Genomic DNA, 12927 nt, shown 5'->3' on the forward strand with positions numbered 1-12927 from the left:
ACGAAACCCGGGGCTATTCATCGATCAATTCAGTGATGTTAAGCCTGAGCTGGAGGCGCTGCTTGGTGCTCACCGTGATTTGACTGCCATAATAATCGATGGTGACGGGAAGTTACTGTTTGCTGATCCCGGCTCGATCGATGTTCCAGAGGAATTTCGTACGATCCCGAACAGCAACGTCTGGGAGTGGCGGGAGCAGGAGAAAATGTTCCGTGGAGTGACTGCACAAGTGATCGTGACGGGGCAAGACAGGCCATTAACCGTTATGTTGATCTTTGATGTGACTCAGCATATGTCTTTCTTCGAGACACTTGAGCGGTGGTTTTGGATAGGGCTGGTGATCAGCGCGCTGATCAGTGCTGCCTTGGGTTGGATGGTCGCGAGCAGCGGTCTGCGGCCTATACGTCAAGTCACTCGGGTCACTGCTTCAATGTCAGCTAAATCCCTTAAGGAGCGCATTCCCTTAGCATCTGTTCCTAAAGAACTTCAGCAGATGGTGCTGTCGTTCAACGCAATGTTATCCAGGCTGGATGATGCATTTGTCCGTTTATCGAATTTTTCCGCGGACATCGCTCACGAGTTACGGACGCCGGTCAGCAATTTGATGACCCACACAGAAGTAGTGCTTTCTAGAAAAAGAAATATTGAGGACTACGAAGACAATTTGTATTCAAATCTTGATGACTTGAAGCGTATGAGTCGGATGATTGATGACATGCTTTTTCTGGCAAAATCAGACAACGGTCTGATTTCACACGAGAAGAAACCGATAGACCTAGTAGAGATAGTGGAGAAATTACAGGAGTACTACTCTCTACTAGCTGATGAGCGAGGGATTGGCCTCACGGTTTCAGGGCGGGGTAGCGTCCGAGGCGATGTTCTAATGCTGCACCGAGCCATCTCTAATCTGCTATCAAATGCGCTCAGGTATACCTCTGAAGGGAAGTGCATCAATGTCGATATCCAACAAAAAGGAACGTCGGTATTGGTCGTAGTGGAAAATCCTGGAGAGTCCATTGCGCCTGAGCATCTTGAAAAGCTTTTCGATCGATTTTATCGAGTGGACCCTGCGCGTAGAGAAGGGAGCCCAAGCAACGCCGGGCTAGGTTTATCGATCACCCGATCGATAATCGAGGCGCATGACGGCAAGATATGGTGTACGTCATCTGGTGGGAAAACGGCATTCAATATAGAGCTTCCTAGTGCAGACGAAAAAAAGGCCTGAGACAAGCTGCACATATTAAACCACGCAGTATGGGATTAGCTTAAAGGCCCCTTTTTGAATGAGTTAGAGCTCGTGATACGCCGCGAAGAGGGGCCGTATTTAGGCCCCTTATCCGCGCCATCCAATAGCCAAAAAACCGCCCCAAGCTGACTGAAATGTAATCGAACAGTTTACATTCATGTGGCATCGTGTACTTGCGCTGTGACGTGGAGATTCTTGTGAGCTCCTCCTGTTCGTTCCGCCATAGGACACTGAACCTGCTAGGTATTCGCCAGTGGTTTTAACAAGCGTCGAAAAGTAAAAAACTAGATATTCCCAAACAAACCTCGAATCAACAGCTCTTGCTGTGAGGAGTCTTGCATGTCATTCCTTAAAACTACGACCGTAGCTGTTGCACTTACTGCGGGCTTGCTTCTGAGTGCAGTAGCTCAAGCACATCCAAAGCTCCTTTCTTCTACTCCGGTAGAAGGCTCGGATGCGGCGGCCCCTTCGAAAATTGAGCTGCACTTTTCTGAAAATCTAACTACTCAGTTTTCAGGTGCAAAACTGATCATGACCGATATGCCTGGGATGCCGAACTCCCCGATGGGTGTTAAGGCCAGCGTCGCTGGTGGCAGTGATCCGAAAACGATGGTGATTACACCGGCAGCACCTTTGAGCACAGGCACCTACAAAGTCGAATGGCGTGCTGTCTCCTCGGACACTCATCCGATCACCGGTAACTTCTCATTCAAAGTGAAATGATTCATGAGCGACTCAATAAATATTGTGGTTCGCTTTGCTCTTTATTTAGACCTGATGCTGTTATTCGGATTGGCAATTTTCGGCTTGTACAGCCTTAGGGGAATAGAAAGAGTATCGGGCACGGTCTTGAATTTTGAGTCGCTTCTTTACGGTACTTCTGTTGTAGGTGTAGCTCTATCCCTTGCAGCAATGTTGTTGCTTGCGAAAGCAATGAGCGGTGTATCGGGGTTCATGGAACTACATCACCATATTTTCCAAATGGTCCTCATGGGGACTGACGTCGGACTGACCTGGATGGTCCGCATAGCTGCCTTGGTTATGGCAATTATTGGCGTAGCGCTGAATAAAAGATTTCCGACACTCAGTCTCTGGATGGTGACTGTATGCGGAGCGATTGCGTTGGCGACGTTAGCATGGACAGGGCACGGTGCCATGGATGAGGGCAGTCGACGCTACTGGCATTTTATCAGTGATATTTTCCATCTTTTGGCCGCCGGTGGATGGTTAGGTGCTCTAGCGGCATTTGCCCTACTACTGCGTTTAAAATCGCTCAAAAGCGAGCAGGAAGCACAAATTCTTGCTCGGGTATTGACTGGCTTTGAGTCGGCCGGCGGAGTGATTGTGGCAATCATAAGCATCACTGGAATAGTCAATTACCTATTTATCGTTGGACCAAACCTCGATGAAGTGATGCTCAGTACTTATGGCCAACTTCTATTTTTGAAAACCTTGCTCTTTGCCGGAATGATCGTGTTAGCCGCGCTCAACCGCTTCCACTTAAGCCCGGTACTAGAAAAGTCAGTTCGCAACGGAGAATATTCTGTTGCAGTTAATGCATTGCGCCGCAGCATGACGCTGGAATTTACAATGGCGATCGTCATAATTTGCCTCGTCGCGTGGCTAGGCACCTTAAGTCCGGTAATGGAAATGAGCGCGGAATAGGGGTTAGTGGCAGCCAACAAAGAAGACCCAAGGGTGAATGGTAATCCCCCCATTTTTAATACTCGTCAAAAATAGAGGTCAGGCCACCAGGGCCAATTTCTGTTTAGGGGTTATGCCGCCGAGGGCCATATTCGGGCGCTCGTGATTGTATGTCCAGATCCAGCTTGTGCCGTAATTCTGAACTTCCGCTATCGATCCAAACAAGTAATGCCCCAGCCAGTCGTAACGTACTGTGCTGTTATAGCGCTCGACGTAAGCGTTTTGCTGCGGGTTGCCCGGCTGAATATAGTCCAAACGAATGCCCCGTTTTTCAGCCCAACCCGTGAGTTTGGCACTGATGAATTCCGGGCCGTTGTCACTGCGGATGACTTGTGGCTTCCCGCGCCACTCAATGACCTGATCCAGCGCTCGCACCACACGTTCAGCCGGAAGCGAAAAATCAATTTCCATACTCAGGGCTTCGCGGTTGAAGTCGTCGATCAGATTGAAAACTCGAAAGCTGCGTCCGTCCGCCAATTGGTCGTGCATGAAATCCATCGACCAGCAGTGGTTGCTGACTTCAGGAACAGCCAGCGGCTCGGGCTTCTCGCGCACAATACGTTTGCGCGGCTTGATACGCAGATTCAGTTCCAGCTCGCGGTAAATCCGGTACACCCGCTTGTGGTTCCAGCGATAGCCTTTGACGTTGCGCAGGTACAGAAAGCATAAGCCGAAGCCCCAGTTTCGCTGGTTGTGTGTCAGGCGGATTAAATGATCGGCAATCTCGGCGTTTTCATACGCCAAACGCGGCTGATAGCGATAGCACGTGGTGCTGACCCTGAAGGCCAAGCACGCCAGCTTGATACTGCACCGACCTGAGCGAACCACCTCCTGCGCCATCTCTCGTCGCCGAGATGGCATCACCACTTTTTTGCCATGGCTTCCTGGATGATTTCGGCTTTGAGGCGCTCTTCGGCATACATTTTTTTAAGCCGCCGGTTTTCTTCCTCCAGCTCACGTAAACGAGCCATTAGCGAGGCGTCCATGCCACCGAATTTGGTACGCCACTTATAGAACGTGGCCGAACTGATGCCGTGCTCACGGCATAGCTCTGGGGCTGGGGTTCCAGCCTCTGCTTGCTTGAGAATGGCCATGATTTGACTGTCTGAAAAACGCGATGTCTTCACGCAAAATTTCCTTGATCCGGTCAGGAGAAAATTCTACTTCTGATGCGTACTTTTTTCAGGGGGGATTACCGGATGATTCACCCGCGCCATGATGAGAGTCGCGCCTGACGATCCTGAAAAGGCTAACGGCTTCTTGCTGAGCCAATTTTTAAAACAGGTTCTTCGTCAGGCCGGTAGGCCGTTTACGTCATCCATTATTCAGCTATCGCAAAACCTGAAAGGTGAATCGTGGTACAGCAACAACTGCAGAATCAGGCGTTCAAGGCGTCTGGCCCTGCTTCGTATTGCGTATGGTGCGCGGCCATCGCCCAAGCGATACGCGCCAGCTTGTTAGCCAAGGCACAGGCTACGACATTAGAGTGGCGTCGGCTCAGCAATGAGCGAACCCAGTCGGCCAAGGCTCCTTTCTGGTGATCGAGTCTCTGCATGTAGAGCCTGGAACATTGCACCAACAACTGTCGAAGGTGCTTGTCGCCGCGTTTACTGATCCCCAGTAAGTTGGCCTTGCCGCCGGTGCTGTATTGCTTGGGTACCAAGCCCACTGATGCGGCAAAGTCCCGGCTGCATCGGTACTGCTTGCCATCGCCCATCTCCACAGCCAGCAGGCTGGCGGTGATCGGGCCGACACATGGAATGCTCAGCAAACGACTTCCCAGATCATCGTCGGCCAGTTGGCATGCCAACTCTTTATCCATTGCCTTGATTTGCTCATCCAGATAGACGAAGTGATTGTGCAAACGCTGCAGCAGCACCGTCAGACGAACGGGAAGTTCATGCTCAGCCAAAACAACCGCCAGACGCTTCATGATGGCCAAACCTCTGGGTAAGCTGACGCCAAACTCCAATAGAAAACCGTGCATTTGATTAGCGGTTCTGGTGCGATCACGCACCAACGATTCGCGCATCCAATGGAGTACAGACAGGGTTTGCTGGGATTCAGTCTTGGGCGTAACGAAACGCATCGAAGGACGAGAAGCGGCTTCGCAAATCGCCTCAGCGTCGACAAAGTCGTTTTTGTTCCCCTTGACGAAGGGCTTAACGAACTGCGGGGAAATCAGCTTGGCCGCGTGTCCCATTGCCGCCAACTGACGAGCAACATAGTGTGACCCCGCACAGGCCTCCATTGCCACGACACAGCTCGGCAAGCGGGCGAAAAACTGCATCATTTGCGCCCGTGAACATTTTTTGTGAAACACCTCCCGGCCTGACTTATCCTGGCCGTGCAGATGGAACGTATGTTTACCGAGATCAATACCTATCAGCGCTGACTCGCTCATGATGATGCCCTCCGAAAATAAATCACCCTGCTAAAGCCTAGCCCTCGCAAGGTGTGGGGGTGACCATCTCATTAGGCTACCGCGCTCTTGATGTCGGAAGATCTCGAGCGTTCGCGCTGATTGACCAGTTGAGCATCCACGAGCCGATTGATTGGCTGTGCAAGGTGTTTGAAGTGACCCGCTCGTGCTACTACGCTCGGCGTCTCAGGCGCCGCACACCGGATGTAGAACGCCTTCGATTGCGCAGTCGGGTGAACGAGTTGTTCACCCAAGGCCGCAGTGCTCCCGGTAGCCGTAGCATCATGGCCATGATGCAGGACGACGGCGAGCAGATCGGGCGATTCAAAGTGCGCAGCCTGATGCGCGAGCTAGAGTTGGTCAGCAAACAACCGGGATCGCATGCTTACAAAAAGGCGACGGTCGAGCGGCCCGACATTCCTAATATTTTGAACCGGGAGTTTGATGTGCCCACTCCTGACCACGTCTGGTGTGGCGATATCACTTACATCTGGGCTCAAGGGAAATGGCAGTATCTGGCGGTTGTGCTGGATTTTTTTGCCCGCCGTGTTGTGGGCTGGGCGTTGTCGGGAAAGCCGGATGCCGACTTGGTCATCAAGGCCTTGGACATGGCTTACGAGCAGCGAGGGAAGCCTCAAGGTCTGCTGTTCCACTCCGACCAGGGCTCGCAATATGGAAGCCGGAGTTTTCGTCAGCGCCTTTGGCGATATCGCATGCGTCAGAGTATGAGCCGGCGAGGAAATTGTTGGGATAACGCGCCGATGGAGCGGGTGTTCAGGAGCCTGAAAACCGAGTGGATACCGACCACGGGCTACACGACGGCCCAACAAGCTCAGCGGGATATCAGCCATTTTTTGATGCACCGGTACAACTGGATTCGACCGCACCAATTTAATGGTGGGCTGCCACCGGCTCAGGCCGAGTAAAAACTTAACGTCGTGTCCGGAATTAGTTGACCACTGCACTTATAGCTGGTCGAGCACCGCGCATCCGCACCTCTCACGTGCGAATTAGAGATTTCTGGTCGCTAAGTGAGCACTGTGTAGCAACTAGCATTGTAAAAACTCAGATCCGTAAACGGCTGATCGCACGGTACGCGCGTCAACATTTCAAGAAAGCCGCCGAATATTACAAAATTGTAATTTCTCAATCATGCCCCTGTTATCTACAGATTGCAACGATACAACTCGGCGATGATACAGGAAGCGCGACCAGCTTCCTTAAAACAACAATTCCAGCCGAAGTGCTTTCTAGTTCTGCCGAACCGAAGGAGTGATTAATGATTAACAATACAAAGTTTTCGATAGCCGCTATGGCAATGATTGTCAGCTCTGTGCCGCCAATGGTGATTGCGGAAGAAAAAAATGGCGGTTTTATAGAGGATAGTAGCCTTACCGTCCTTAACCGCAACTACTACTTCAATCGCGAACATCGTAACGGAGAGTCAAGCCCTACAGGCAATGGATATTCCGAAGCATGGGCAAACGCGATTATTACTAAATTCGAGTCTGGATTTACCCTGGGCACAATCGGTGTCGGAGTGGATGCGTTTGCTATGATTGGAATAAAACTCGACACGGGTGGCGGCCGTAATGGCGGCCGTAGTTCATTTGATGTCCTTCCAGTCAATAGCAACGGAGAGGCAAGGGACGAATACACAAAAGTGGGAGGTGCGGCAAAAATTCGCGCCTTTGACACCGTAGTAAAAGTCGGTGACGTATTCCCATCCACCCCAGTTGTGGCTGCTGGCGACTCAAGACTACTACCGGAAAGTTTCACTGGCGTCACAGCAACCAATACTAGCATTGAAGGCTTGACCGTTCAGGGCGGTCGCCTACATGCCATGAGCCAGCCAGTTTCGAGCAACATGCGCGACAACTTTGCGACCTTCTATGCTGGGCCTGTTAACTCGCCTTGGGTAGGCTACTTTGGTGGTGATTATAACTTAAACAAAAACGTCACCCTTAGTCTTTACTCCAGTCGCCTCAAGGACGCATGGAATCAATACTATGCTGGCACCGGGCTAAACTACTCATTATCAAATGAGCTTTCCGTATTCGGAGGCCTTAACTATTATAAGGCCGTCGACGAAGGAAAAAAATTACTTGGCGATTTCGACAATAACATATGGAGCGGTAAAGTAGGCGTGAAGTATGGTGCACACACACTTGCACTATCCCATCAGAGAAATAATGGCAATAACGATTTCGATTACCTGCGTCAGTCGGACTCGATCTTTCTTGATAACTCAATTCAGTACAGTGATTTCAACTCACCTAAAGAACGCTCTTGGATGGTTCGCTACGACCTCGACATGACATCGTATGGCGTGCCTGGCTTGTCGTTTATGACGCGTTACGGTCGTGGCACTGATGCTGATTACTCTAACGCCAATACGACGTACATGAGACGCGATGCGGATGGAAACCCACTTACCGACCAGAAACGTTGGGAGCGTGACATCGAAGTAAAATATGTCGTTCAGACAGGCACCTTGAAAGATATGTCTTTGCGCCTACGGCAAGCTAATACTCGTGCAACCACATTTGAGTCGGATCTGGATGAGGTTCGTGTGATTATTGAGTATCCATTAGCTATTCTTTAAGATCTGCGCAGGATGAATCATCCTAGACGAACATTACTTTTTTGCTGAAAAATTTCAAAAATGTAATTTTTCAATCATCTTCCTGTTAGCTTAAGTCACTTATAGTAAACTGGAGTTTATAGCAATCTGCTAGCGCATCTGGCCAGATTGCTACAGGTAAGTAATACCCTGCAAAAACCTGAAACTCACTGCTGTCAAGTTGAAGCTCCGCATCCACTTTTAGATCACTCATCTAAATACGATGTATTTTAAGACGCCCTTCGGGGCGTCTTTTTTATGCGTGCGCCAGGCATGGCGCGTTGCGCGTGAGCGCAATCAGCTTGGCTGTGGTGGCCACGCTGGTGACTTGGAGGTGCAAGTCCTCTACACACCCAGCAAGGGGAAGTGTTAGCCGAAGGCAAGGGTGTCGCGGGCGACTGCGAATCTGAAGGAAGCCTTAGGCAAAATGCTGGCCTGACGAACAGGAAGCGGATTAGGCGGCGTAGCGGGGTAAGACGGCGCAAATCGTCAAAGCCCAATACTTGCACGGAACGCTACGACGTAGATCCGACAGGCATAAGCAGGAAGGTCGCGCGAATTACCCTGGGAGATCTGTTTAGCCTGCCACGTGCTACCGGCATCGCGAGATGACGGGATGGGCGACAGAAGTCAGCCGAGGCCGTAGTAGTTGCTCGAAACCGGAGCAATGAAGGGCTGAACCTGCCATGAGTGGACAGTCGGGTGTGATCTCTGTTGGAGCGTAAAGCAGAAACTCCGCGTAGCGGGGGTCGAGACCATCAGGAGGTAGGAGCCGGAAGCTCCGAGGGCCGGTCTGGGCGCTTAGATACCACAGGCGACACATCAACGGAACCAAGCTCGCTGACGTTGTTTGTCAGTAGGCAGGAACCGCCGTATACGGAACCGTACGTACGGTGGTGTGAGAGGACGGCGGGGGTAACCCCGCCTCCTACTCGATCTGCCGTAAACACCCCCCACATTTTATGTCTTATGACGCACGTCAAAAATATGAGCCCCTATGCCAAGAGCGTAGAGGCTAACCACCTTTACGGCATGTTCCGGCCACTGTGTATCTGACTGTATTCAGTACTCCTTCAGAGTCTTCGTATGTCATAGCTGCGGGCATCACCCCGCACCCTTTCGCTGGTCGCACCATGCTAACTACATTCACAACATCTAATTTCATTCCGTATTTATATTGCTTAGCTACGGGAATATTTTTTCCATGCCTAATCGCATACTGCTCCATAGCTACGGAGTTGGCACTCATTCTTTTTTCAAAAACCTTGTCACTATCTTTAGCAAATACGCTTGAAGAGATCGCAGCGACCACAATAAAAATCACAGAATTAATAGTCTTCACTTTTTGCACCTCACATGTCAATAAAAACCCCGCAACCGGAATCGGGGCGGGGCTTATGTGTAGCACCACTACATTTACTTACTAATCTGGCCCTTATCACCGCCTGACATTTTCGGAGGAGTTTTTTTCAGCTCTTTGGCTAAAAACTTCTCCATAGCCTGCTCGGTAGCTTGAGTAGCTCTAGAAAAAGTCCGGTCTCCACCACCCTCAGCCAATGCAGTGGAAGAAAGAATCAATGCTCCTACAAGAGCGTAAATTTGTGCGATTTTCATTTCGACACCTCATATTAAATACTGGCATTAGAGTATCAATACGAAGCTATCAATACGGTGGCACTAAGATTACATATCCGTCATCATTGATATAAGTAGCCCGCTAATGAGGATCAGCAGCGGGCTTTAAAAACAAACTGCTATACTATTTCTTGTTTTTCGCTGCCTGCCTCTTCATCTTTACGGTGTGCCCAGTGATATAACGCAGGAAGTATAAGTAGGGTCAACGCAGTTGAGGACAGTATTCCCCCGATTACAACGGTAGCTAGGGGCCGCTGGACTTCCGCGCCTGTTCCAGTAGCTAGAGCCATGGGGATAAAGCCAAGGGATGCCACCAAAGCTGTCATTAATACTGGGCGCAACCGCGTTAGCGCTCCTTCATTGATCGCAGAATTCAACGAATGTCCCTCTTCTCGAAGGTTGCGGATAAAAGCAATCATCACCAGACCGTTCAGCACTGCCACACCCGACAATGCAATGAAACCAACACCCGCCGAGATCGACAGTGGGATATCACGTAGCCACAACGCCATAACACCACCCGTCAATGCGAATGGAATCCCGGTGAATACCAGCATGCCGTCTTTGAGATTGTTAAACATCATGAACAGCAGGGTGAATACCAAGAGCAGAGCCACAGGGACAACTATCTGCAAGCGTTTGGCAGCTGATTGAAGTTGTTCAAACTGCCCACCCCAGGTAGCCCAATAACCGGCCGGAATCTCTACCTGCTGATCAATGGCGATGCTAGCCTCCTTAACGAATGAGCCGATATCCCGTCCACGTACATTGGCGCTGACAATGACCAGACGCTTACCGTTCTCACGACTGATCTGATTCGGGCCAAGTACAAGATCGAGGGTCGCCACTTCTGAAAGGGCAATAAAACCGATCTGATCGGCATTGCCATTGAGCAGCGCCGGGACTGGAATCAGCAGTGTGGACAACCCCTCAACGTCCTTACGCATGGCGTCGGATAAACGCACCACTATGTCGAAGCGGCGATCTCCCTCATACATCGTCCCGGCCTGGCGGCCACCGACAGCCACCGCAATGGTGTCTTGAACGTCTCCAACGTTCAGACCGTAACGTGCGGCTTTGTCGCGGTCTATGTTTATGGTCAGTACAGGTAGCCCCGTTGTCTGTTCGACTTTGACCTCGGAGGCGCCATCGACCCCCTGCATTGACGCGGCAATTTTCGCAGCGGTACTGTTAAGCACTGCCATGTCATCACCGAAGACCTTGACCGCCACATCACTTCGCACGCCTGAAATCAACTCGTTGAAACGTAGTTGGATAGGCTGGGAAAGCTCATAGTTGCTACCGGGCATAGCAGCCGCTGCTTTCTGGATCTCTTCTGTCAACGTCTCCCGGGATTTACTTGGATCAGGCCATTGATCCTTCGGTTTGAGCATCACATAACTATCAGAGATGTTCGGCGGCATTGGATCGGAAGCAATCTCTGCAGTACCGGTTCGAGCAAACATCCGTTCGACTTCAGGCACTTTTTCCAGCACAAGCTTTTCTAGGCGCTGCTGCATTTCCACCGATTGCGTCAGACTTGTACCGGGTACTCGTAATGCTTGCAGTGCAAAATCGCCTTCGCTGAGACTAGGTACAAACTCACTGCCCATTCGACTGGCGACCACGCCACTCGCAGCGATGACACCTAATGCCATGGCAAATGCCAGCGATCGATGACTCATGACCCAATCCAGCGCGGGGGCATAAGCCCGTCGCGCTCCTCGCATTACCACGTTCTCTTCTTCCTTGACTTTGCCCGTCACGAACATGGCAATTGCCGCAGGAACAAAGGTTACGGACAGCAGCATCGCGCCTAGCAAGGCGATCACGACGGTGAACGCCATGGGGTGGAACATTTTCCCTTCGACACCGGTCAGGGCAAAAATAGGTAGATAAACGACCATGATGATCAACTGCCCGAAAATCAGTGGTCGACGGGCTTCCTTGGCTGCTGCAAACACTTCGTGAAAGCGCTCGGAGCGAGTTAGGAGGCGCCCGTGATGGTGCTGCGCATTGGCGAGGCGCCGTATAGCATTTTCGACAATAACCACTGCACCGTCGACGATAATACCGAAGTCCAGAGCCCCCAGGCTCATCAGGTTGGCGCTGACTTTGTTGGTGAACATGCCTGTGAAGGTAAAGAGCATGGCTAAAGGAATGACCATGGCAGTGATCAGTGCTGCGCGAATATTGCCTAGGAATAGGAACAAAATCGCGATTACTAGGATTGCACCTTCAATCAGATTCTTCTTGACCGTGGCAATAGCCTTGTCTACCAAGTTAGTACGGTCGTAAACAGTGATCGCAACCACCCCTTTGGGCAGTGAACGGTTGATTTGCTCTAGCTTGACTGCAACGGCCTGAGAGACGGTACGGCTGTTCTCGCCTATCAGCATGAACACCGTGCCGAGTACGACTTCACGACCGTTTTCGGTCGCCGCACCGGTACGCATTTCACGCCCAATATCCACGGTCGCCACATTTTTAATACGTATAGGAGTGCCATCGACGTTGGCGATCACGATATTGGCGATGTCGTCGGTGGTCGCCACTTGGCCAGGGGCACGAATCAGTAGTTGTTCGCCACTGCGCTCAATGTAGCCGGCTCCTACGTTAGCGTTGTTGCTTTCCAGCGCGGTCACAATGTCTGTCAGGGTCAGCTTGTAAGCGGCCAAGCGTTTTGGATCCGGAGCAATCTGGTATTCCTTGGCGAATCCGCCAATGGTGTTAATTTCGGCGACCCCAGGAACGTTGCGCAGCTGAGGTTTAATAATCCAATCTTGGATTACCCTCAGGTCGGTCGGCGTATAGGGGCTACCATCCTCTTTTACGGCGTCTTCTCGGGCCTCGACAGTCCACAGAAAAATCTCACCCAAACCGGTAGAAATCGGCCCCATGACAGCTTCCACGCCTTCGGGCAATTGTTCCTTTGCCATCTGCAATCGTTCATTGACCAATTGCCGGGCGAAGAATAGGTCGGTGCCTTCCTTGAAAATCACCGTAACTTGTGAAAGACCCGAGCGTGAGAGTGAACGCGTCTGCTCAAGTGCCGGCAGACCTGCCATGGCGGTTTCAATAGGGAAAGTGATGCGCTGCTCAGTCTCCAGTGGCGAGAAACCTGCGGCACCAGTATTGATTTGCACCTGGACGTTGGTGATGTCGGGCACGGCGTCGATCGGCAGCTTCTGGTAGCTAGCAATGCCGAGTCCGGCCATGAGGAGAACCGCGAGCAGGACGATTATGCGTTGCTCGATGGCAAATTGGATTAGGCGTTCGAACATGAGAACCTTCTCG

General features: G+C 51.2%; 9 protein-coding genes and 1 pseudogene. 5 read left to right on the plus strand and 5 right to left on the minus strand.

What is annotated here, in order from left to right; all coding sequences use genetic code 11:
• The 3 genes from AWM69_RS00005 to copD all read left to right on the plus strand — a co-directional run.
• A partial coding sequence (locus AWM69_RS00005) for a heavy metal sensor histidine kinase (protein ID WP_218725516.1) occupies positions 1 to 1225 on the plus strand: 1225 nt, incomplete at its 5' end.
• Positions 1226 to 1585: 360 nt separating this feature from the next.
• The gene (gene copC / locus AWM69_RS00010; protein ID WP_010655511.1) at positions 1586 to 1969 is read left to right on the plus strand and encodes a copper homeostasis periplasmic binding protein CopC; all 384 of its coding nucleotides are present in this window, start codon (positions 1586 to 1588) and stop codon (positions 1967 to 1969) included.
• Between the two features lie 3 nt (positions 1970 to 1972).
• Positions 1973 to 2911, plus strand: a complete 939-nt coding sequence (gene copD / locus AWM69_RS00015; RefSeq protein ID WP_010655510.1) for a copper homeostasis membrane protein CopD — start codon at positions 1973 to 1975, stop codon at positions 2909 to 2911.
• Between the two features lie 78 nt (positions 2912 to 2989).
• On the opposite strand, the gene AWM69_RS00020 is transcribed toward copD, so the two are convergent.
• Together AWM69_RS00020 and AWM69_RS00025 are read right to left on the minus strand one after the other, a co-directional pair.
• A protein-coding gene (locus AWM69_RS00020; RefSeq protein WP_085985548.1) for an IS3 family transposase occupies positions 2990 to 4077 on the minus strand; the annotation gives its coding sequence in 2 pieces (ribosomal slippage) (positions 2990 to 3825 and positions 3825 to 4077; 1089 coding nt in all).
• A gap of 251 nt (positions 4078 to 4328) precedes the next feature.
• Complete coding sequence (locus AWM69_RS00025; protein ID WP_010655507.1) at positions 4329 to 5354, minus strand: IS110 family transposase; 1026 nt, start codon at positions 5352 to 5354, stop codon at positions 4329 to 4331.
• Between the two features lie 74 nt (positions 5355 to 5428).
• Between AWM69_RS00025 and AWM69_RS00030 the strand changes: the two are divergent.
• Both AWM69_RS00030 and AWM69_RS00035 read left to right on the plus strand, forming a co-directional pair.
• Positions 5429 to 6298 (plus strand): annotated as a pseudogene (locus tag AWM69_RS00030) (IS3 family transposase); the annotation flags it as partial.
• A gap of 353 nt (positions 6299 to 6651) precedes the next feature.
• Positions 6652 to 7977, plus strand: coding sequence for an OprD family porin (locus AWM69_RS00035; RefSeq protein ID WP_010655505.1), 1326 nt, complete (start codon positions 6652 to 6654; stop codon positions 7975 to 7977).
• A 1033-nt stretch (positions 7978 to 9010) separates the two neighbouring features.
• Here AWM69_RS00035 and AWM69_RS00040 read toward each other — a convergent pair.
• From AWM69_RS00040 to AWM69_RS00050, 3 genes are all read right to left on the minus strand, one after another.
• A complete protein-coding gene (locus AWM69_RS00040; RefSeq protein ID WP_010655503.1) occupies positions 9011 to 9337 on the minus strand; it encodes a DUF2790 domain-containing protein in 327 nt (108 codons plus the stop codon).
• Positions 9338 to 9411: 74 nt separating this feature from the next.
• Positions 9412 to 9609, minus strand: coding sequence for a co-regulatory protein PtrA N-terminal domain-containing protein (locus AWM69_RS00045; protein ID WP_010655502.1), 198 nt, complete (start codon positions 9607 to 9609; stop codon positions 9412 to 9414).
• 140 nt (positions 9610 to 9749) lie between these two features.
• Positions 9750 to 12914: a CusA/CzcA family heavy metal efflux RND transporter gene (locus tag AWM69_RS00050; RefSeq protein WP_019824158.1), complete on the minus strand. Its 3165-nt coding sequence runs from the start codon at positions 12912 to 12914 to the stop codon at positions 9750 to 9752.
• Positions 12915 to 12927: the final 13 nt, after the last annotated feature.

It is taken from the genome of Pseudomonas sp. D1HM (assembly GCF_019266105.1).
GTDB classification, from domain to species: Bacteria; Pseudomonadota; Gammaproteobacteria; order Pseudomonadales; family Pseudomonadaceae; genus Aquipseudomonas; species Aquipseudomonas taetrolens.

What these genes read in the sequence shown, in the direction of transcription:
- AWM69_RS00050 (WP_019824158.1), bottom strand. Translation starts at nt 12,914, where the DNA reads ATGTTCGAACGCCTAATCCAATTTGCCATCGAGCAACGCATAATCGTC.
- copC (WP_010655511.1), top strand. Translation starts at nt 1,586, where the DNA reads ATGTCATTCCTTAAAACTACGACCGTAGCTGTTGCACTTACTGCGGGC.
- AWM69_RS00045 (WP_010655502.1), bottom strand. Translation starts at nt 9,609, where the DNA reads ATGAAAATCGCACAAATTTACGCTCTTGTAGGAGCATTGATTCTTTCT.
- AWM69_RS00035 (WP_010655505.1), top strand. Translation starts at nt 6,652, where the DNA reads ATGATTAACAATACAAAGTTTTCGATAGCCGCTATGGCAATGATTGTC.
- AWM69_RS00025 (WP_010655507.1), bottom strand. Translation starts at nt 5,354, where the DNA reads ATGAGCGAGTCAGCGCTGATAGGTATTGATCTCGGTAAACATACGTTC.
- copD (WP_010655510.1), top strand. Translation starts at nt 1,973, where the DNA reads ATGAGCGACTCAATAAATATTGTGGTTCGCTTTGCTCTTTATTTAGAC.